At 30.9% G+C, this 23,444-nt stretch carries 15 protein-coding genes; 5 read left to right on the top strand and 10 right to left on the bottom strand.

Annotated elements, in window-relative coordinates; genetic code table 11:
- Nucleotides 1-466: 466 nt before the first annotated feature.
- The 6 genes from Q0684_RS02570 to Q0684_RS02545 form a co-directional block, all read right to left on the bottom strand.
- Nucleotides 467-1,054 (bottom strand): NUDIX domain-containing protein, encoded by a 588-nt coding sequence (locus tag Q0684_RS02570; RefSeq protein ID WP_299012464.1) that lies wholly within the window; start codon nt 1,052-1,054, stop codon nt 467-469.
- Entirely contained in the window at nt 1,044-3,005 is a 1,962-nt protein-coding gene (locus tag Q0684_RS02565; protein ID WP_299012463.1) for an AAA family ATPase, read from the bottom strand. Before Q0684_RS02565 ends, Q0684_RS02570 begins: the two co-directional genes overlap by 11 nt.
- 150 nt (nt 3,006-3,155) lie before the next feature.
- Complete coding sequence (locus Q0684_RS02560; protein ID WP_299012462.1) at nt 3,156-4,193, bottom strand: hypothetical protein; 1,038 nt, start codon at nt 4,191-4,193, stop codon at nt 3,156-3,158.
- A 2-nt stretch (nt 4,194-4,195) separates the two neighbouring features.
- Nucleotides 4,196-4,528 (bottom strand): type II toxin-antitoxin system PemK/MazF family toxin, encoded by a 333-nt coding sequence (locus tag Q0684_RS02555; RefSeq protein ID WP_299012461.1) that lies wholly within the window; start codon nt 4,526-4,528, stop codon nt 4,196-4,198.
- 3 nt (nt 4,529-4,531) lie between these two features.
- Nucleotides 4,532-4,774, bottom strand: coding sequence for a ribbon-helix-helix domain-containing protein (locus tag Q0684_RS02550; RefSeq protein ID WP_299012460.1), 243 nt, complete (start codon nt 4,772-4,774; stop codon nt 4,532-4,534).
- Between the two features lie 244 nt (nt 4,775-5,018).
- Nucleotides 5,019-6,365 carry a microtubule-binding protein gene (locus tag Q0684_RS02545; RefSeq protein ID WP_299012459.1) on the bottom strand — a complete coding sequence of 449 codons (1,347 nt, stop codon included), beginning with the start codon at nt 6,363-6,365 and terminating at the stop codon, nt 5,019-5,021.
- A gap of 206 nt (nt 6,366-6,571) precedes the next feature.
- On the opposite strand from Q0684_RS02545, the gene Q0684_RS02540 reads away from it, so the two are divergent.
- The 5 genes from Q0684_RS02540 to Q0684_RS02520 all read left to right on the top strand — a co-directional run bounded on the left by Q0684_RS02540 (nt 6,572) and on the right by Q0684_RS02520 (nt 18,029).
- Entirely contained in the window at nt 6,572-12,073 is a 5,502-nt protein-coding gene (locus Q0684_RS02540; protein ID WP_299012458.1) for a T9SS type B sorting domain-containing protein, read from the top strand.
- A 106-nt stretch (nt 12,074-12,179) separates the two neighbouring features.
- On the top strand, nt 12,180-13,823 hold the full coding sequence (locus Q0684_RS02535; RefSeq protein WP_299012457.1) for a carboxyl transferase domain-containing protein: 1,644 nt from the start codon (nt 12,180-12,182) through the stop codon (nt 13,821-13,823).
- Nucleotides 13,824-13,905: 82 nt separating this feature from the next.
- Complete coding sequence (pta, locus tag Q0684_RS02530; RefSeq protein ID WP_299012456.1) at nt 13,906-15,999, top strand: phosphate acetyltransferase; 2,094 nt, start codon at nt 13,906-13,908, stop codon at nt 15,997-15,999.
- A gap of 2 nt (nt 16,000-16,001) precedes the next feature.
- Nucleotides 16,002-17,186, top strand: coding sequence for an acetate kinase (locus Q0684_RS02525; protein ID WP_299012455.1), 1,185 nt, complete (start codon nt 16,002-16,004; stop codon nt 17,184-17,186).
- 129 nt (nt 17,187-17,315) lie between these two features.
- Nucleotides 17,316-18,029 (top strand): YebC/PmpR family DNA-binding transcriptional regulator, encoded by a 714-nt coding sequence (locus tag Q0684_RS02520; RefSeq protein ID WP_299012454.1) that lies wholly within the window; start codon nt 17,316-17,318, stop codon nt 18,027-18,029.
- 74 nt (nt 18,030-18,103) lie between these two features.
- Here Q0684_RS02520 and Q0684_RS02515 read toward each other — a convergent pair whose 3' ends face one another.
- The 4 genes from Q0684_RS02515 to Q0684_RS02500 form a co-directional block, all read right to left on the bottom strand.
- A complete protein-coding gene (locus Q0684_RS02515) occupies nt 18,104-20,185 on the bottom strand; it encodes a von Willebrand factor type A domain-containing protein (RefSeq protein ID WP_299012453.1) in 2,082 nt (693 codons plus the stop codon).
- A gap of 91 nt (nt 20,186-20,276) precedes the next feature.
- A complete protein-coding gene (locus Q0684_RS02510; RefSeq protein ID WP_299012452.1) occupies nt 20,277-21,371 on the bottom strand; it encodes an AMP-binding protein in 1,095 nt (364 codons plus the stop codon).
- Nucleotides 21,358-22,335 carry a CPBP family intramembrane glutamic endopeptidase gene (locus tag Q0684_RS02505; RefSeq protein WP_299012451.1) on the bottom strand — a complete coding sequence of 326 codons (978 nt, stop codon included), beginning with the start codon at nt 22,333-22,335 and terminating at the stop codon, nt 21,358-21,360. Before Q0684_RS02505 ends, Q0684_RS02510 begins: the two co-directional genes overlap by 14 nt.
- A 30-nt stretch (nt 22,336-22,365) precedes the next feature.
- A complete protein-coding gene (locus Q0684_RS02500; RefSeq protein WP_299012450.1) occupies nt 22,366-23,409 on the bottom strand; it encodes an o-succinylbenzoate synthase in 1,044 nt (347 codons plus the stop codon).
- Between the last annotated feature and the right edge of the window lie 35 nt (nt 23,410-23,444).

Genomic DNA, 23,444 nt, shown 5'->3' with positions numbered 1-23,444 from the left:
CTTTCCAAAGGAAAGGACTTTGATTACTCAATTGTTTTTTTAACTTTTAAATGATACAACAACATTATGGTTCTTGCGTCAATGGTTTTCCTATCCTAAATCCTTTCCAAAGGAAAGGACTTTGATTACTCAATTGTTTTTTTAACTTTTAAATGATACAACAACATTATGGTTCTTGCATCTATGATTTTCCTATCCTAAATCCTTTCCAAAGGAAAGGACTTTGCTTACTCAAGTGATTTTTTAACTTTCAAATGATACAACAACAGTATAGTTCTTGCGTCTATGATTTTCCTATCCTAAATCCTTTCCAAAGGAAAGGACTTTGCTTACTCAATTGTTTTTTTATTCGTTAAACAATATATAAGCATTGTTCAACCTATAAATTATTCTGATTACAACAAAAATAGACTTCCAAATTAACTTAGTTTGGATTCCTGCCTGCGCAGGAATGACAAACGTAATTTTAAAATATATTTTTAACTTTTAAATGATACAACAACATTATGGTTCTTGCATCTATAATTTCTTGGGTTTCTATCATTTTTAGAGCCTCTTTAAAAGATATTTCTAAAACTTCTATCTCTTCGCTCTCTTCAGATAAACCTCCACCTTCATTTTCTATTTTATCTTCACTTTTATATTTTGCAATATATAAATGTACTTGTTCCTTTACCAAACCAGGTGATAAAAAAACAGTACTTACTTTTTCTAATTCAGAAATATTGTAACCAATTTCTTCTTTGGTTTCTCTGCTAACACTTGTTTCTGGCGACTCATTTTTATCAATTGCTCCTCCAACAACTTCTATTGAAAATCCGTTTTTTACGCCAGCAACATACATTGGTATTCTAAATTGCTTAGACAACACCACTTTCTTTGTTGTTGGATTGTACAACAAAACTGCCACTCCATCTGATTTTCCATACACTTCATGAGTCAAGCGTTCCGTTTTTCCGTTTTTAAAGGTGAAATCGAAACTGACTTGCTCTAACTTTGCCCAAAACTTAGAAATGGTTTTAGAAACAACATTATTTACTTTGTTAGTTGTCATTATTAAAATTTTCTCTCGCTTTTAAATCGATATTCATCTGGTTAACTCTTGCATCTACTTTTCGTTTAAAATCTGTATCTGCAATAGTTGCCACATTGTCTAAATAACGTACCACTTCTTGTCTTCTAATTTCAGAAAAATTTAAACCTTTCATATTTGCTTTCATTAATTCCTGCAACATATTAAATTTGGTTTCATAATCTTTTTTGAAGTACGTTTCAGGATTTTCAAACCAGTCTTTTTCTAAATCGAAATCTGTTAATCGTAATGAAATTGCAGATTGTATATTTCTAACATCTCTTGAAGAAAAGAATGGAAAAATCTTTTGAATCTCTTTATACAAGTTTGCAAAAAACAAATGTTCGTTTGTTCTATTTTGGCTTTCTGCTTTTTCATAAGCTTCTAAAACTCTTTGTTCCGTTGGTTTTTCTATAGCTCCTAAAACATCGCCCATGTTTTTTGACAATCCTTGATCTTTTAAAAACTGATAATTGGCAGGGTTTTGCATATTCACAAAATCTGGCATTGTTTTCTCAAATTTTTTCCACCAAATATAATCTTGATCTATAAAATCGTGCTGAGTTCTGGCACCATCAATTTTAAAACGTCCTTGCACTCTAGAAATAACAGCTTTGTCTAACATTTCTGGCAAATTTGTAAAAAGTCCTATTGAAGAATTTCCGTAATTTACAGCGTAAGCACCTTCTGTGTAACGTAAAAATACACCTATTACCTCTTTTACACCTGCAGAAACGCCTTGTGCAGTTCTTTCTTGTAAATTATTTTCTGCATCATCAATTGGTGCAAAAATTAATTTTGTTGGATCTTGCATGGGCTTCATCCATTCTACCATTTTTTCTGCAGAACCACCTTGAAAAGTACTAATTAAAGTATCTGGCATTGGATGAAACAAAAACGGAATGTCTAAATTGCCTGAATGTTCTTTTAAACGCGTTGCAATGGCTGCAATTAGCATAGATTTTCCTGTTCCTGGAATTCCATATCCCATAAAAACAGGCATAAACCCACCTAATTCTTGAAATGGATTTTTCTTTGCATCAAAATCGTAACTCAGCATTCTTTCTGTTAATCTGCGTGCAAAATGTTTGGCATCTTTGTTACCCACAATTTGCTCAAACTGAATTTTATTAAATTCGATACTTTTTGCTGTTCCAGAAAAAACATTGTCCCAACCAGAAACTGCAAAATCAGATTTTTCTAATTTATAAGTTCTATCTACAACAGTTTCTATGTATTCTAAACTGCTTTTTCTTAACTGAATTTCATCAATTAAAGCTTCAAAATAAACAACTGTAAAATCGATAACATCTTTGTCTTGTTTTACAATATCTGGATGTCCTAAATATTTATCAAAATAAAATAAAGCACAGGCAATTCCTTTTAAAGGTGATGTAAATGAAACCTCTGGAATACCAGCAAATTTTTGTTTCATCACTGATAAATCGTCAGAACTATGTGGTTTTAAATCGTGTAAAATTTTATATGAAATTGCAAATAATTGAAAAGCAGTTGCTGTTTGTAACTTACTTTCATATGCTCTTTTTTCTGAATTATCTAAAACCGATTTACGTTCGTTTAAACTTGATAAACCAGAAGAATCGTAATAAGAATCTTTAATCCAAATACCTAAAGTAATGCCTTCTTGCACTGCATATAAAGTCTGATTTAAATACACAGGAATGGCAATAGAATCTGGTAACAAGCGTTTTTTTAACGCTAAAATAGTTTTAGAAATAGATGTTATTTCTACATTACTTCCGCTATTTGCTCTAGACAAGTACAATAAAATAGAATCGTTTTTTGCATCTTTATCTCTATTTTTTGCACGGTTGCCTTGCTCCCATTGTACAGATTTTAAATAACCTGATGCTTCATCTCTTAAGACATCTAATTCGTTTTGTTTTATAGGAAATGTGGTGTTGTGATTCATAAGTTTGAGTCTTCAGTCAGCAGTCTTCAGTTGGCAGTGTATGCTACTTTTGAGTCTGCTTAATGTTTTTTATTTTCTTTTTTATTTTTTCTTCTTAAATTAATTACTCTAATGATGACTGCAAACTGCCTACTGAAGACTGATTACTTTTTACTCTAAACTCGCCAACTCAATTGGTTCTCTAGCTAATTTGTGTAAAACTTCTGGAGCTCTATTGTGTAATAATTGTATAATTCTATGTGGTGCTAAAACATATTTTTGTTTGATAGGTTCACTCCATTTTTGCATGGTTTGTTTCGAGAAAAAACCAACTTCTTTAAACGTTTCTCCAGAAAAAACCTCATCTATCTTTAATGATAATGCATAACTTTCTAAAGGAATTTCTTTTCTTGCAATACCGCCTAAAATAGCATGCGTAATTTCGTTTTCATCTTTTGCAAATACATTATGAAAAGGCCCTAAATCGATTCTTTTGATGTGTTTTGGCTGAATATTTGGCAATTTTCTATCGATATTATAAGCCATTGTATCTAAAGGCATTTCTCTATCTGCACTTTCTTTTAAAGCTTGATATATTTTTCCTTTTTCATCATTAATTCGTTTTCCATCATAATTAAAATACATAAAACAGATGTAAGGTCTATTTTTAGAAACGTCGTAAAAACTCCAACTTATCATTAAATTGCCATTCTTATTGTTGGGTGTTTCTAGAATTTTACCTTGTACAAATCTGTTAAAAATATATCTTTGATCTACAGTTTGATAATATAAAATAGACGCTGCTTGAAACAATCTACTTCTTTTTACAGATTGTTTTTTTCTTAATAAAGTATCTAAAAACTCTTCTTTTAAAGTATCTGTATCTGTTAATTTATCTAAATACTGATTTCTCAACTCTAAATCGTTATACAAATACCTGAATTCTAAATAATTTGGAAAGCCAGAATCTGTTAAATCTACTTTCATATTATCCTCTTCATCATACATATATTTTATACGCATTGCTTCTATAGAATATAAAAGTAAATCTGAATATTGCTTAAAAACAAGTAATTCTTGCTGCGTGCACAATTGCTCTTGTTGCACACTTACAATGAGTTCTTTTAATACAAAATCTACCATTTTGTGGTAAAAAACATATTGCTCTTTAGAGTTTAAAATAGCAGAATCTAAAGGAGTTGTAATCATTTTTAAAATTTAAGAATATCGTTTAAAGTTTTTTTAATTTTTACTACTTCTTGCAAAGGAATTTTGCCCAACTTTTTATCTAACCTTGTTTTAGAAACAGAACGCACATGAAAAGTTAAAACCTCTGAAGTTTCTAACAAACCATTAATTGTATCTGGCTTTAAAATTAAATTGCCTTTGTAATTTTTAATACTGGTTGTTAACGGACAAACAATTACAACTTGTAAATATTTGTTCATCATATTACCACTAATAATAACAGCTGGTCTCCTGCCATTTTGTTCACTCCCTTTTGTAGGATTTAAATACAACTCCCAGATTTCGCCTTGTTTCATTTACTAAGAATCTGTATTATTAATTTCTGAAAAATACTCTTGCATACCTTCTTCTGCAACCAATAAAATATCTTTATCTGTTGCTGCTTGCTTATAAGATTTAATATAACTAGCCTTTTCTACTTGCTCTAAATACAATTCTAAAGCATTTTCTATTAACCTATTTTTAGGTAATTGTAACTCTTTTGCTAAAGCAGATAATTTTTCTAAAAGATTATCTGGTAATGAAGATGTGAATGTTGCCATTTTATATTTATTTTTTACAAATATAAAATATATTTATAAATTACATTGTTTTTAATATGAGAAAATTAAGCTAAAAAGCTAATTGTTAATAAGTAAGCCTGCGTTAAAGACCTGCCTACCGGCAGGCAGGTTGAAATGGCATCCTTTTTTTAAACCCTGATTTTTTTCAGGGTTTAAAAAAAGATATAATGGAAAGCCTGACCTTCTTTTGTTTTTCACAAAAGAAGGGAACGCCCAAAAAATATTAACCTAACAAATCGTCATTAGAAGAAGACTCTTTTTTTGGCGTTTCTGCAGGTTCACCATTATTACCTTTTGGTGCATTTGCATCTGCTTTGTAATAATCTTCAAAAATCTCTTTCATATCGATTCCATATCTGTCTGCAAAATTCTTTTGAATGTCTACATCTTTCTCACGAATTTCTTGTAAAGCCTCTGCATACGTGCTGTAAACACCTGTCATCACTTTTTCATGAACAGGAATATTGTCCATCATATCTTGTCTTGCTCTGGCACTTGCAGAATGCATAGAAGCCAAAGTTTCACCAATATGCTCATCTGTTTTTACACCTAAATGCTCTAAAATTGCAGCAAATTCTTGATCTGTTCTGGCTTTTAAAGCCACAATATAACCATCATAATACTTTAATCTTTCCTCTGTATCAGATTTTAATTTGGCTCTATGGGTTTGTAAATTAGAACGTAAAGAAGTTAACACTTTAATAGTTAAATTGTGTTTGTGCACAAAACTATCTTTACTTGCTGCTAACGTTGTGTAGGCATTTTTAAGCCCTTCTAATTCTTCTACTTTTTGCTCTATAGTTGTTACTTTACCAATTGCTTCTGAATAGGCTGTAGATTGCTTGTCTGCAATTTCATCTAACTCTTGTCTCGATTGCTTTAAAAGTGCGTATTGCTCTTCTAATTTATCTTCTACTTCTTTCTTTTGTTCTAAAGCTTTGGTATGGTTTTTAGACGCTTCTACAATTGCAGTTTTTAGCTTTTCTTCTACTTCTTTAATTTCTACTTCTCTATTTTTTAAACGTGTAACAGCTGCCTGAGATTTAAAAGAAAGCTCACCCAACAAAGTTTGCACATTTGCACTTTCTATACGTTGCTGAAATAGTGCTTTTGCCTTGTTATCTGCTCCTGCCCTTAACTTTTCTGCTGCTGCAAACTCAACCTCTTCTTTTGCAATTTTAGATTTTCTTCCCCAAAGATTATTCCACCAAGTATCTGGTTTGTTTTTCGCATCTTCTAATTCAATTCTTGCTCTTTCTAAGCCTTTTTGAGCATCGTCTATAACTTTTTGTTCTGCTGCATTTAAAGCAGAAAAACCTTCGAACTTTATACCAACTTCATCCTGATAGTCTGTTAAATCTTTTATAGCGTCTAATAAAGAAGACCTGTCTTTTTCTGCCATATCAACCACATCATCTAACGTAGCATTTAATATTTTTTGACGTTTTTCGGGATCTTCTTCTTGAGACAATTTAGATTTCATTGTGTCAATTGCTTTTCCCCAATTTACATCTACTTTTTCTGTTTTTTGTGTTGCATTTGTTTCTAACAAATCAAATTCATCAGCCATATTAATTTTGGTTTTAAGTTGAATAATTTTTAAACTCTAGCAATTTCGTTATTTTTTTTTCAAAAAAAAACAATACTTACTTTAAATATATGTTGCAATTATTCGTTATTTGTTACAGATTTATTAATATTTCTTTTTAGAATAATTAAAATTCATTTAATTCTTACTATTTTTGAATCATTTCTATTATTACCATTTCAAGATCCATGACTAACAATAAGTTTATAAATACATTAGTTTTCATTCTATTCGTTTTAATTGCAAAAACCACAACCGCACAATTAAGTCAAAAACATTTTATTCCTCCTTTAACCAATGCAGATAGTGGGAGTTCTAGACCAAACGCACAGTTTATTTATATTTCTACACCAAGTGTACAAAATGTAAGTTATACCATTACACAAGTTGGTTCTAATGACGATATTACTGGTGTAGTATCTAGAACAACACCTGTAGAAATTGAGATTTCTAATCAAAGTCAACTTTTTGTAAACTCTAATCAAACTAGTACCATACATAATGATAGAGGTTTTATTATAGAAGCTGTTGGTGGCCAAATTTATGTTTCTGTTAGAGCTTTGGCTGGTGGTGGAAACTCACAAGCAGGTGCTTTGGTTAGTAAAGGTGCTGCTGCACTTGGTACTACCTTTAGGGCAGGTATGTATACCAATGAAAATCCGCAAGATAATTACCTAAATTTTATTTCTGTAATGGCTACAGAAGACAATACAAAAGTTAATTTTTCTGACTTACCTGCTGGCATCTTAATCAAAAATTTTTCTGGAGGAGCAACTATTCCAGAAATTACATTAAATGAAGGCGAAAGCTATATTGTTGCCACCAATTCTAATGAAACTCCAATTAATAGAGCTGGTTTAATTGGTACTTTAATTCAAGCAGATAAAAACATTGTAGTAAACGCTGGTTCTGCAAATGGTAGTTTTGGTAATGGAGGCGCAAGAGATTACGGTATAGACCAAATTGTTGATGTCAATAAAATAGGTACAGAATATATTTTTGTGAGAGGAAGTGGTACAGACCAATGGGAAAATGTTTTAATTGTTGCTCATGAAGATGATACAGAAATACGCGTTGGTAATAATGCTGTTGATGTTATAAATAGTGGCGAATTTAGAGTGCTTGAAGGAAATTTCTTCTCTAATGATGGTAACATGTTTGTACAAACCTCTAAACCCGTTTTTGCTTACCAAGGCATAGGTGGTTTAGGAAATAACGGGCAACCAAGTGAAGCAAATCAAGGTATGTTTTTTGTACCACCATTAAGTTGTGAAAGTAGAGGAAATGTAGATAATATTGCTCTAATTGATAGAATTGGAAACATAACTTTTAATGGAGGTATCACTATTGTTGCAAATACTGATGCAACTGTTTTAATAAATGATTCACCCATAAATAATTTTAATCCTGATGGACCAAATGCAGTGGAAGGCAACGCAGCTTATGTAACTTACAAAGTAACTGGGCTTTCTGGTAATATAAGTGTAACAAGTACAGAAGAATTATACTGTGCTTATTTTAACCAAAATGGAAACGCAACTTCTGGAAGTTTTTATTCTGGTTTTTTAACAGCTCCAGAAATTAATTTTAATACAAGTGTTGTAGCTTTAGGTAACTGTATACCAAATGTAACTTTAGAAGCCTCAAACACCACTTTATTTGATAGTTTTAGATGGGAGTATTTTAATGAAATCACAGGGTTATGGGAAGAGCGAAGTACACAATCTACTTACCAACCTATAGCAACAGAAACTGGTAGATATAGACTTGTAGGTAACATTATTTGTAACCCAAATGAAGACTTTATTTCTTCAGAAATACCTGTAAGTATTTGTCCTGATGATTATGATGGCGATTTAATAATAGATAATTTAGATGTTGATTTAGATAATGATGGTATTTTAAATTGTGATGAATCTATTGGAAATGCCTCTATAAACTTTAATGACACCGATAATCCTTTAATTATTTTTCAAGACAATTCTACAAGTTCTTCAATAATTTCTAGTGTCTATGCAGAAACCGATATTGGTAATTCTTTTATTGGAAGTACAAATGGATTTTTTGAATCTTTAATTACAACTCAAGTTGATTCTGAATTAGAATACACGCTAAATTTTACTCAAAATATCAATTTTAGATTTTCTCAAAATGACGATTTAGATCATATTGTTTCTGATGGTGAATTTTTTATACTAAAAGTTGGACCTAGCAACAAAAATGTAACACTTTTAGATCCTGATAATCAACTTTTAGTAGATACTAATTTCGACGGCGAATTTGAATCTGGGGTTACAAATATCTCTTCTTCAGAAATTCATTTTAAATATGTTCAAAACACAACAGCAGCTGAAAGTACATTTCAGTTTTTAGCAAATCAAGTAAATCAAATCAGTTTTCAGCATAAATCTACAGGAATTTCTGCAACATCTCGTTTTAATGGTAAAATTGAACTTACTTGCTTTTCTTTAGATTCTGATGGAGATGGCATTGAAAACATGTTCGATTTAGACTCAGATAATGATGGAATTCCTGATATTATTGAAGCCTTTGGACAAGAAATTTCTATTTCTGGAACAGATACTAATCTTGATGGTTTAGATGATATTTTTACATCCAACATGAATTTAGATTCTGATAATGATGGCATAGCAAATTATATAGACATCGATTCTGATAACGATGGAATTTTTGACACAACAGAAGCTGGTCATAATTTAGATACTGATTTTGATGGCAGAATAGACAATGGAAATTCCTTAATTGGTATAAATGGTTTAGTAGATAATTTAGAAACAGTTGCAGATGTAAAAGTGCTATCTATTAATTATACAATTGCCAATACAGATAACGATTTAGACTTTAACTTTACAGAATTAGATGCTGATAATGATAATTGTTTCGATGTAAATGAAGCCGGTTTTACAGATATAAATAAAGATGGAGTTTTAGACTCCACTACTTTTGCCGTAGATGAAAATGGTAAAATTCTAAACAATTTAGATGGTTATACAAATCCAAATATAAATTACATTACAGAAGCACCAATAGTTATTAACACCACTTTTGAAGATGTTATTTTTTGTGAAAGTTCCACAAGTATTATTTCTATAGATTCTACTGCAGATGCGTTTCAATGGGAAATTTCTACAGATAATGGCGTTAATTTTACTGCGCTTTCAAATAATGGAACTTATTCTGGAGTAAATTCAGCAGATTTACAAATAACAAATGTTCTACAAAGTTTTAACAATCATCAATTTAGAGTTATTTTAAACAGAACAGGTAATTCTTGTTCGGAAACTTCAAATGCAATTACTCTTTCTGTAAATCCTTTGCCTGTTCTAAAATTAAACCCAGAATTAAACCAATGTATTAGTGTAAATAACAACAACCCAACTGTTAATTTAACAAATGCAGCATTTAATATTACTGAAACTCCTAATGTAACTTTTTTATATTTTGAAGATGCAGCAGGTACAAATCCTATAACAGAACCTACTTCTTACCCAGTTCAAGTAAACATCCCACAATCTGTTTTTGTTGAAGTTACTTCTACTAAAGGTTGCACACAAACATTAGTTGAACTTCGTTTAGACGTTGCACAAGTTTTAGACAATAATTATAACGATTTACAACCACCTGTTTGTGATGATTTTTTAGATTCAGAAGGAAACAATACTCCTGGTAATAATTCTGATACAGATGGAATTACTAATTTTTCCTTAGACAGAAACACTATTGAAGCAGGGATAAATGCACCCGCAAATACTAGTATTTTGTATTATGAAAGCATACAAGACAGAGCAAATACTTTAAACGAGATTGATATTACCAATTATAGAAACGATCTTTCTAAAATTGATATAACCACTATAAATGGTGGAATTCAATTTCCTATTTACTATAGAATTGTAAGTACAATTAACAATAGTTGCGCAGGTTTAGGACAGTTCTTTTTACAAGTAAATTCAGTTCCTACAGCAGAAATTGTTTTAGATTTAGAATTATGTGATGATGTTACAGACGGCGACAACGCAAACGGAATTGCACAAAACTTTAATTTAGAAACGCAAACTGCTAGTATTTTAGGCACTCAAAATGCTACAGATTTTACGGTAACCTATCATTTAACAGCTGTAGATGCAAACTCAGGAAATGGAGCTTTAATTTCTCCTTTTGAAAATACAATACCTAATTCTCAAGAAATTTTTGTAAGAGTTACCAATAATATTACAGGTTGTTTTACAAGTCAAACTTCTTTTAATGTAATTGTAAATCCGGTACCCTTGGCTAATCTTGTCCCAGATTTAGAAGTTTGTGATGATGATGCTGATGGTTCTGCAAGAAACGGGTTTTCTCAAAATATAGATTTAGAAAGTCAAACTTTGGGTATTTTAGGCACACAAGACGCAAACAATTTTAATGTTACTTATCACAGAACTTTTGAAAATGCACAGAGTGGAGATACGCCTTTAGTAACACCATATTCAAACTTAACACCTAATCAAGAAACCATTTTTATTAGAATTGTAAATACCAACACAGGTTGTGCAAATACAATCTCTAATTTTAGAGTAATTGTAAATCCTGAGCCAGAAGTTAATCCTGTTTCCAATTTATCTTATTGTGATGATGCTATTGATGGAGATGATACCAATGGAATTATACAAAACATCGACTTAGAAAGTCAAATTCCTGCACTTTTAGGAGCTCAAGATCCAGACGATTTTATTGTTACCTTTCACAGTTCACCTTCAGATGCAACTTCTGGAACTGCAGCAATTTCATCACCTTACACAAATACAAATTCCACAGAAACCATATTTGTAAGAATAGAAAATAAAGCTACAGGCTGTATTAATGATGATGGAAGTTTTGATGTAATTGTAAATCCGTTACCAAATTTTACAATAACAACACCACAAATTATCTGTTTAAATGCTACGCCTTTAACCATTTCTGCCGAAAACCCAGCAGAAATTTATAACTACGAATGGAGAAATGCCAATGGAGATATTTTAGGAAATTCGCAAGATTTAGAAATAAGTGTTGGCGGAAATTACACAGTAACTGCAACAACTACAGATGGTACCAATTGCTCTAGAGTAGAAACAATTACTATAAATGAATCGAATCCTGCTGTTTTATTACCAGAATTTGTAACCATTGTAGATGAAGGAAATAATATTGGTAGCGAAAATAATTTATCGATTAATATTGACACTATAAATAACAACTTAGGTATAGGAGATTATCAATTTGCCTTAAGAAATGATGATAAAAATACAACCACATTATTTCAAGATGAACCTATTTTTGAAAATTTAGAAGGTGGTATTTATACCATTATTGTAAATGATAAAAACGGTTGTAAACCAGATGCAACTCTGCAAGTATCAGTAATTCAATTTCCAAAATTCTTTACACCAAATGGTGATGGTACCAATGATACGTGGGTAGTAAAAGGAGCAAATAGAGAGTTTTACCCAAATAGCAGTATTAATATTTTTAATAGATTTGGTAAACTGGTAGCACAAATTCCACTAGAATCTGGTGGTTGGAATGGTATGTACAATGGTAAATTATTATCTTCAGACGACTATTGGTACAATATTACCTTAATTCCTGCAGATAACACAAAACCAACAATCAACAAAAAAGGCCATTTTTCTTTGCTAAGACGATAAAAAGTAAACATAAAGTTTAAGAAACTTTTATACTTAAAGCCATTTTTATCCTAAAACTATCACAACTATATTTCTTAATTTAGCAAAATATAAGAAATAAATTTCTATGGATATCAACTTCAATAAAAACGAAGACTACAATAAATTATTGGCATCAGATTTACGTAAAAAGCTTGTAAAAGTAAAATTGGGCGGTGGTCAAAAAAGAATTGACAAACTGCACCAAAAAGGTAAAATGACTGCTAGAGAAAGAGTAGATTATTTATTGGATAAAAATGCTAAATCTATAGAAATTGGTGCTTTTGCAGGTGAAGATATGTATCCTGAACATGGAGGCTGTCCTTCTGGTGGCGTAATTGTAAAAATTGGCTACATACAAGGCAATCAATGCATTGTAGTTGCTAATGATGCAACTGTAAAAGCTGGTGCTTGGTTTCCTATTACAGGTAAAAAGAATTTAAGAGCACAAGAAATATCCATAGAAAATAAACTTCCTATTATTTATCTGGTAGATTCTGCAGGAGTGTATTTACCAATGCAAGATGAAATTTTTCCTGACAAAGAACATTTTGGCCGTATTTTTAGAAACAATGCAGTAATGAGTAGTATGGGAATTACGCAAATTGCTGCAGTTATGGGCAGCTGTGTTGCAGGTGGTGCTTACTTACCAATTATGAGTGATGAAGCCTTAATTGTAGACAAAACTGCTAGTATCTTTTTAGCAGGAAGTTACTTAGTAAAAGCTGCTATTGGAGAATCTATAGATAATGAAACTTTAGGCGGCGCAACAACACATTGCGAGGTTTCTGGTGTTACAGATTACAAAGCAAAAGACGATAAAGATGCGCTAGATAAAATTAAATTTATTGTTGATAAAATAGGCGCTCCAGAAAATGCTGGTTTTAGTAAAAAAGAAGCTTTTCCTCCAAAGGAGAAAGAAGAAGATATTTTTGGAATTCTACCCAAAGAAAGAAACGCACAATATGATATGTTAGAAATCATAAAACGTTTGGTAGATAAATCTGAATTTGAACAATACAAAGAAGGTTATGGTAAAACCATACTTACAGGATATGCTAGAATTGATGGCTGGGCAGTTGGTATTGTTGCCAACCAACGTAAATTAGTAAAAACTACAGCTTCTAAAACCAAACCAAAAGAAATGCAATTTGGTGGTGTAATTTATAATGATTCTGCAGATAAAGCAACACGATTTATAGCCAATTGCAATCAGAAAAAAATACCATTAGTATTTCTACAAGATGTAACTGGTTTTATGGTAGGTTCTAAATCTGAACATGGTGGTATTATAAAAGATGGTGCAAAAATGGTAAATGCACTTAGCAACTCTGTTGTACCAAAATTTACTATAATTATTGGTAATTCTTATGGTGCTGGTAATTATGCTATGTGTGGCAAAGCCTTTGATCCTAGGTTGATTGTAGCTTGGCCAAGTGCAGAATTGGCAGTTATGAGTGGTAATTCTGCTGCAAAAGTATTATTACAAATAGAAACGGCTTCACTAAAAAAACGTGGAGAAGAAATTACACCCGAAAAAGAAGCTGAATTATTTGATAAAATAAAATCACGATACGATCAGCAAATATCTCCGTATTATGCTGCTGCCAGAATCTGGACAGACGCCGTAATCAATCCATTAGACACCAGAATCTGGATTTCTATGGGAATTGAAGCTGCAAACCATGCTCCTATTGAAAAAAAATTTAATATGGGAATTTTACAGGTATAACTAAATTTATACTGTTTAATGACTTTTATCACAATTCAATTTTTACTTTACACTTATTTTTGCAGTACATTAAAACAAAAACATGAACAAAGCCATATATATTGCTACTGTAGAATCTGACAGTGGTAAATCGTTAATATCTTTAGGTTTGTTAAGAATGATGCTTACCAAATCTGCTAAGGTGGGTTATTTTAGACCTATTATTAATGAATTAAATGACAATAAAATTGATGAACACACCAATACTGCCATCAATTTTTTTAATTTAGATATCGATTATAACGACTGTTATGCCTACAAACAAGGCGAAGTTGTAGAATTACTTAGCGAAGGAAAAGAAGATGAAGTAATACAAACCGTTATAAAAAAATATAAAAAATTAGAAGCAAACTACGATTATGTTCTCGTAGAAGGTACAGATTTTTCAGGAAATGGCGGTTTTACGGAATTAGATGTAAATCTAATGATTGCAAAAAACCTAGGTATTCCTGCATTAATTGTAGGTTCTGGAAACGGAAAAAAGAAAAAAGATTTTATTAATACCATGCAACTCTCTTACCAATCTTTTGTTCAAAAAGAAGTAGATGTTTTAGGTATAATTGCCAATAAAATAGAAGTAGATGAGGTAGATTATATTCAACAAGAATTAACCAATCATTTTCCTAAAGAATTACAAATTGATATCATTCCTAAAATAGATTTTTTAGCTTTTCCAACGGTTAAAGAAGTGGTTAAAGCCTTAAATGGAGTGGTTTTATTTGGTGAGCAGTTTTTAGACAACGCTATTGGTAGTTACAGTACAGGAGCCATGCAATTGCGTAACTATTTAACGCGAATTAAAGAAAATGCATTGGTAATTACACCTGGAGACAGAGCTGATATTATACTTGGAGCGTTACAAGCAAATGCTTCTAAAAATTACCCTAAAATTGCTGGTATTATTTTAACAGGTACTTTAAGGCCAGAAGAATCTATACTCAAATTAATAGAAGGTGTACAATCTACAGTACCAATTATTGCTGTAGATGGTGGCACGTTTAGTATTTCTAACAGAATTGGGGCTGTTAAATCTAAAATATACGCGTCTCACAATAAGAAAATATTATTATCTCTAGACACTTTTGATAAATATGTAAATGCAGAAGGCATTACTAATATTTTAACCTCTTATCAATCAGATAAGTTAACGCCAAGCATGTTTCAATACAACTTGCTACAGAAAGCAAGAGTTCAAAAAAAACATATTGTTTTACCAGAAGGAGATGATGACCGTATTTTAAAAGCAGCCGCACGTTTGCAATTACTAGACATTGTAAACTTAACTTTGTTAGGAGACAGAAACACAATACAGCTAAAATGCGATCAAATTGGATTGCAAATCGACTTAGAAAAAATAAATATTATAAATCCAGAAAACACAGAGCATAGCAAACGTTTTGCTAAAACACTTTTTGAAGCCAGAAAACATAAGGGTTTAACAGAAACTACTGCCTTAGATTTAACAAGAGACGTTTCTTATTTTGGTACATTAATGATTTTAAATGGATTGGCAGATGGTATGGTTTCTGGTGCAGTGCATACAACTATGCATACCATAAAACCGGCTTTACAATTGATAAAAACCAAACCAGGTGTTTCTGTAGTTTCTTCGGTATTTTTTATGTGTTTATCAGACAGAGTTTCTGTAATGGGAGATTGCGCAGTAAATCCAAACCCAAATGCAGAACAATTGTCTGAAATTGCAATTTCTTCTGCGCAATCTGCAGAAGCCTTTGGTATAACTGCTAAAGTAGCTATGCTCTCCTACTCTTCTGGAAACTCTGGAAAAGGGGAAGAAGTAGAAAAAGTTAGGGAAGCTACAATATTGGCTAAAGCAAAAAATCCATCGTTAAAAATTGAAGGTCCAATACAATATGATGCTGCTGTAGATATGTCTGTTGCTAGAACAAAAATGCCAGATTCTGACGTGGCAGGACAAGCTTCTGTACTTATTTTTCCTGATTTAAATACGGGAAACAACACCTATAAAGCCATACAAAGAGAAACAGGCGCATTAGCAATTGGACCAATGTTACAAGGTTTAAATAAGCCTGTAAATGATTTAAGTAGAGGCTGTACTGTAGATGATATTTTTAATACTGTCTTATTAACCGCAATTCAAGCAAATCAAAAATAACTATGAATATTTTAGTTTTAAACGCGGGCTCATCTTCTTTAAAATATCAAGTTATAACAATGCCTTCAGAATTGGTAAAATGTGTTGGTTTAATAGAAAAAATTGGTGAAGAAGAGGCTATTTTCAATCATGAAAAAGGTGAAGAAAAATTTTCTGAAACACTACCTATTTTAAACCATAAAACTGGCTTAGAAAAAATTGCAAAAACTTTATTAGATGCTGAATTAGGAGTTCTAAAGTCTGTTGATAAAATTGAAGCTGTTGGACACAGAGTTGTGCATGGTGGTAATAAATTCAGTAAAACTACTATTGTAAATAATGAAGTTAAAAAGAGCATAAAAGCACTTTTTGATTTAGCACCATTGCATAATCCTGCAAACTTAACAGGTATAGAAATTGCAGAAACCATTTTTAAATCTGCAAAACAAATTGCTGTTTTTGATACTGCTTTTCATCAAACGATGCCTAAAAAAGCTTATCAGTATGCCATACCTAATCATTATTTAGAAAAACATCATATAAGAGCTTATGGTTTTCATGGTACTAGCCATAAATATGTTTCTGAAAAAGCAATAGAAAAGCTTAACAAAAAATCTTCAAAAATTATTACCATACATTTAGGCAATGGTTGCAGTATGGCAGCTATAGCAAATGGTAAAACTATAGATACTACTATGGGTTTTGGCCCAATGAATGGTTTAATAATGGGAACCAGGTCTGGTGATATAGATCCTTCTGTAATTTTCTTTTTAATGAAGAAAATTAACAAAAGTACAGAAGAAGTAAACACGTTATTACAAAAAGAATCTGGCATGCTAGGTTTAACAGGCGCTTCTGATTTGAGAGAAATTAGTAAAAAAGCATCTAATGGAAACAAAGATTGCAAAAATGCACTAGAATTAGCTGCCTATCGCATTCAGAAATTTATTGGTTCTTTTGCTGCCGCTTTAAATGGTTTAGATGCTATTGTTTTTACTGCAGGTATTGGTGAAAACTCTGCTTTAATGCGCGAATTAGTTTGTGAAAATTTAGATTTTTTAGGCATCCTTTTAGACGAAGAAAAAAACACTATTCGTTCTAAAGAAATAAGGGAAATTCAGCAGAATTTAAGTAAAATAAAAATATTTGTAATTCCGACTAATGAAGAAGTAGAAATTGCAAAACAAGCTTATTTTTTAATAAAGTAAAAAATACCTTCAATTATAACTGCTATAAAATGAAGTATATTTTCAAAAAAAATGAACAATCAAAATAATTGTAAAACAACAATCTAAGTTTTACATTTGTGAGCATTAAAATTAAAACGGTTTACAGAAATGGGAAGAGCATTTGAGTTTAGAAAAGCTAGAAAAATGAAACGTTGGTCTGCAATGGCTAAAACATTTACCAGAATTGGTAAAGATATTGTTATGGCTGTAAAAGAAGGCGGTCCTAATCCTGATTCAAATTCTCGTTTAAGAGCAGTTATGCAAAATGCCAAGGCTGCAAACATGCCAAAAGACAATGTAGAGCGTGCCATAAAAAAAGCAACCGACAAAGATACCGCAGATTATAAAGAAGTGCTTTTTGAAGGATATGCGCCTCATGGAATTGCAATTCTTTTAGAAACAGCAACAGACAACAATAACAGAACAGTTGCCAATGTTAGAGCTGCCTTTAATAAATGTGATGGAAATTTAGGAACTTCTGGTTCTGTAGTTTTCATGTTTGATCACACCTGTAATTTTACCGTAAAAAAAGATAATATTTCTGATTTAGAAGAATTAGAATTAGAACTCATAGATTTTGAAGTAGAAGAGGTTTTTGACGATGAAGAAGGTATTATAATTTATGCTCCTTTTGAACAATTTGGTGCTTTACAGAGTTATTTTGAAGCCAATGATATAGAAATTATATCTTCTGGTTTTGAGAGAATACCTACAACAACCACAAAATTAAATGAAGAACAAAAAGCAGATGTAGAAAAGCTTTTAGAAAAGCTAGAAGAAGATGACGATGTAAATTCTGTTTACCATTCCATGGAAGAATAAACTAAAATAGAATTGTATAAAAATCGAAAACTAATTTCTAGTTTTCGATTTTTTTATCTGGTCTTACTTATTCGTTAAATTTCATTTTCATAACTTTTCACTAACCTTATAAACTCTGCTCTGTAACCTTGTTTATCTTCTCCTCTACTCTTTTCTGCCAAAACAATAACATCTTTTAAATTGGTATTATTAGAGTAGCTAGAATTTCTTAACTGCATACCAAATAATGCAACAGCGGAAGCAAATTGTAAGTCTTTAGAGGCTATTTCTACTGTATTGTTTTGAACGTGAACCATTTCTATACTTTCTATGCCAGAGGGTTTTTTATATCTAAATTTTACTGTAAATAATTCGTCTGAATTTGATGAATTGGTTTCTGTGTATTTTAATTTTGGCACTTCTTTTAAATAATCGCTTTTTGCATCTATTAAAACAATTTCGTACAAAGCAGTTACTGTATGGCCTGCTCCTAATTCGCCAGCATCTATGGTATCGTCTATAAAATCTTCATCATTTAACAACCTATTTTCATAACCAATTAATCGGTAACCTTTTACTATATTAGGATTAAATTCTATTTGAATTTTAACGTCTTTTGCAATGGTATGTAAAGTGCCTCCAAACTCTTGTCCAAAAACTTTTTGAGCCTCTTGCATGGTATCTACATAAGCATAATTTCCGTTTCCTTTATCTGCTAATATTTCTAATTTATCATCCTTATAATTACCATATCCAAAACCCAAAACCGATAAAAACACTCCTGTTTTCCTTTTTTCAATAATTAACTTTTCCACATTTTTATTGCTAGATGCACCTACATTAAAATCGCCATCTGTTGCCAAAATAACTCTGTTATTGCCATTCTTTTTAAAGTTTTTTTCGGCTAATTTGTAAGCCAACTCTATACCTTGACCACCTGCAGTAGAACCACCAGATTCTAGATTATTTAAAGCAGTAATTATTTTTTCTTTTTGATTGCCAGAAGTAGGTTTTAAAACAACACCTGCAGCACCTGCATAAACAACAATAGCAACTTTATCTTTTTTTCTAAGTTGTTTTACTAAAAGTTTAAAAGCAGCTTTTAATAAAGGTAATTTGTTAGCATTACCCATAGAACCAGAAACGTCTATTAAAAAAGTAAGGTTAGATGCTGGTAAATTTTCTTGTAAATATTCTTTTCCTTGTAAACCAATTCTTACCAACTTGGTATTTGTATTCCAAGGTGTCTTAGATACTTCTGTATGAATTGAAAAAGGATGTTTGTCTGTTGGTTGTTCATAATCATAATCGAAATAATTAATCATTTCTTCTATTTTAACAGTATCAAAGGGCACTTTTTCTCCATTATTAATCATTCTTCTAACATTGCTATAAGAAGCTTTATCTACATCAATAGAAAAAGTAGATAAAGGAGAAAGTGTTACTCTTTCAAATTTATTTTCATAAATTTTCGCGTAAGACTCGTCGTTTTCTATTCTATAATTTCCTTTCTTAGTGGTAATTACAATACAACCATTTCTGGCAGAATTACCAAATAATTTTTTGGCTTTATTAGATTTATAAACATTTATTTTATTTATTTTTTTTGAATCTAAGTTTTTAATTAAAGGATTATACGCATTGTTTATAGCAATACCATCTATAATATATAATGGCTGTTTTTGTTTTTTAAAAGTGGCAACTCCTCTAATTTTTATACGTTTTTGATTTGAATTGGCAATACCTAAAGAATTACTTTGTAATGAATTTGCTATTTTATGATGCAATGGATTATATTTTTTTCTTTTACTTTTTATTGAAGATACTGCACCAGTTATAGACGCACTTCTATAATTGCCATAACCAACCACCACTATTTCATCCAAAGATTCACTGTCTTGGGTAAGAACCACATTAATTACATTAGATTTTCCAACAGTTTTATTATTTTTTTTATAGCCCAAATAGCTAAAAACCAACGTATCTCCAATAGAGGCTCTTATACTATATTTTCCATCAAAATCTGTGGTAACACCATTGGAATTTCCTTTTATAAATATAGAAACTCCGGGTAAACTTGTGCTTCCATCTGTAACTGTGCCTGTTATTTCTTTCTGCTGTGCTTGTATAATTGATATTCCAGATATCAAAAAAACATAAAATAGTTTTCTCATCATTTTTGTAGTTTTTAAAAGTTTTTATAAAACTACGTTTGAATTTTATTTCAAAAAATAACGAATGAGTAAACCACTCTAAAATGAAGGTAAACTAACTTTTTGAACTAGTTTGTAAATGCTGAAGTGTTTTTTTACGCTGAATTTTACCTGTTTCAGTTTCAACAAAACTTTCTGTAAAATACATTTCTTTAGGAATTTCAAATTTCGACAATGTCTTTAATGCTTTAATTTTAGCAGATAAGAAATTAACATCTAAATTTGAAGAGATGCCCTTTTCAACAATTAAAATTAACTTTTCACCCAAAACTTCATCTGAAATACCGGTTACAAAAAAATGTTGCTCGATAATTTTAGAGAGTTTTTCTTCTATTTTTTCTGGATGTAATTTTACACCTCCAGAGTTAATCACATTGTCAAAACGCCCTAACCATTCAAATTGCGTATCTGATATTAGACTTACCACATCATTTGTAAATACAATTTCATTGGTAACCTTTTCATTTTTAATAACCAAACAATTTCTTTCATCTACATAAATAGTTGTGTTTGGTAAGGTTGTATAATACGTTTTTTGATTCTTTTTTAAACGAAAGCCCTCAGCATGATTTAGCTTTTTTACTGCAATATGTGTTATAGATTCTGTCATACCATAGGTTGCAAAAACCTGTGTAGAAATATTTTGTAATTTTTCTTGTAATTTGTTTGAAACCACGCCTCCACCAACGATTAACTTTTTAATTAAATGTAGCTTATCTACAGCATTTTCTACCTGTAAAGGCACCATTGCAGAAAAATCATATACTTTGTTTAGTGTGGCTAATGGATTAGCATTTGACGCTACAATATCTAAATGCCAACCTAAAGTGATGGCTCTTATCAACATCATTTTACCAGCAATATATTGCACAGGTAAGCATAATAAAGCTGTAGTTTTTGGTTTTAAATTAAAAAATTTACCAGTTGCAAAAGCAGAATTAATCATTTTACTTTTTAAAAGCTTTATGGGTTTTGGTTTGCCTGTAGAACCAGAAGTTTGCACAACTATAAATGCTGTATTTGAAAACCAATCTTTTAAAAACACATGTGTTTCCGCAGAAAAACTTTGCACATATTGTACTATTTCATCTGTATTTGTAAATGAAAAACCATTTAGAGTAAAATTTTTATGAAATTTAGGCTTCTCCAATATTGTCTAAAGTTTTATAATTTTCATTAAAATTAGCAGGCACCTCTATTTTTCCAGTTAATTTTTCTTTCCAGTTTGTCCAACCATATTTTTCAGAAAATAACCACAACATTAATGGGTATAACACAAAAACAGGTAGAAACATTTCCCAAGTTACAGAAGGTTCTGATGTATCTCTATACAAAGCATCTGTTTGAAAAACAGTCCAATCTGTGGTTACTAAAAATGCAGCAGTAATATTATTTACGGCATGCAAACCTAAAGCTATCTCTGTACCCTCATCCATTAAAGTTGTAATACCATACAACAAACCTGTTCCAATATAAAAAACCATTGTAATTTGCCCTAGCTTTGCAACCTCTGGATTAGCGCCATGTAAAAGGCCGAAAATTAAGGAGGTAATTAGTAGTGGGAACCATCTATTTTTAACCAAAGCACCCAAACCTTGCAGAAAATAACCTCTAAAAAGCAGTTCTTCAAAACTGGTTTGTAAGGGAATAAAAATAAAGGATATAGCCACTAAAATGAAAAATGGTTTGGCATTAAAATTCCAAATATAATTTTCTGGTGCAAGTGAAATACCTATAAAAGTTATAGCTACTGCTATAGCTCCCCACAAAAAGAATGCAAAAAAGAAGCGATTCCAATCTATTTTTTCTCGACTTGTAATTAAAGAAGTAATGCTTCTTTTGTGAATATATTTTATACCTATAAACAAAAACACTAAACCCACTACAAACATAAATAGCAATAAAAAAAGCAGGAAATTTTTATCAATTCCGGCAGATGCAAAGTTACTTTCTGCATAACTGATAAATTCTGTAATGTTTTCTGCTTTAGCAAAAACTACGGCAGTTAAGGGAATTACACCTAATAATTGCCAACCAATAAGTACCAAAAAAATGGTAATTAGCCAATGATACCATTCGTTTTTACCTTTATATACTTGTTGTATGTAGTTCATATTATTTCGTGTAAATTAAGAAGATCTCAATTATTTTAATAAATCAAGATTCCACTTTTTAGCATTATTGTATTGTAAAGTACCGTTAACAACTTCTAACGGACTAGTAAAATTATTTGTAAACAAGCCACCTGTACCTAAACCTTGTGGTAATTTATTTTGTAAACTATACGTAAATTGTGCAATTGCGTTTAAACCAATATTGCTCTCTAAAGCAGAGGTGATCCACCAATTAATATTGTTTTTTTCAACTGTGTTTATCCATGCTATGCTTCCTGCAAAACCACCAACTAAACTTGGCTTTAAAATTATAAATTGTGGTTTTACGGTTTCTATTACCCTTTTCTTTTCTTCGGAAGTAAAAACACCAATTAACTCTTCATCTAAGGCAATAGGCAAAGGTGTTTTTTCACACAAAAGCGCCATTTCTTGCAGTTGCCCTTGTTTTATAGGTTGTTCTATAGAATGTAAATCTAATTGGGCTAATGTTTCTAATTTTTCTAATGCATTTTCTGGTAGAAATGCTCCATTTGCATCTACTCTTAGCTCTATTTCATTTGCACTATACTCCTCTCTTATGGCTTTTAATAAAGCTATTTCTGTATTAAAATCTATGGCACCAATTTTCATTTTAATACAAGAAAAACCTGTTTTTAGTTTCTCTTCAATTTGAGATTTCATAAAGGCTTTATCTCCCATCCAAACTAAACCATTTATAGCAATTGGTGTATTTTTTTTTGTAAAATCAGATGGAAATAATTCGAACTTACTTTTTGCTTTTAATGATAAAAATGCTTGCTCTAAACCAAATTGTATAGATGGAAATTCTAAAAGTTCTTGTAATAAAACTTCTTGCTCTTTATGTATGTTTTTACAAAGCCAAATTAATTTCTCTTCATAATTTGGTACATCATCTATACTTAAACCACGAAACAAACCAGTTTCTCCTATACCAGTTTTTCCGTTTTCTTCTAAAAATATAAACCAGGTTTCTTTGGTTCTTAAAACGCCTCTAGAAGTACCACTAGGATTTTTAAAATTTAGAATGTATTTTTTATAGGTTGCTTTTATCAATTTTACTAATTTTAAATTCGTTAAAAACTGTATTT

This window comes from uncultured Polaribacter sp., assembly GCF_947503875.1.
GTDB lineage: Bacteria > Bacteroidota > Bacteroidia > Flavobacteriales > Flavobacteriaceae > Polaribacter.
This window is presented reverse-complemented; position numbering and strand designations above follow the sequence as displayed.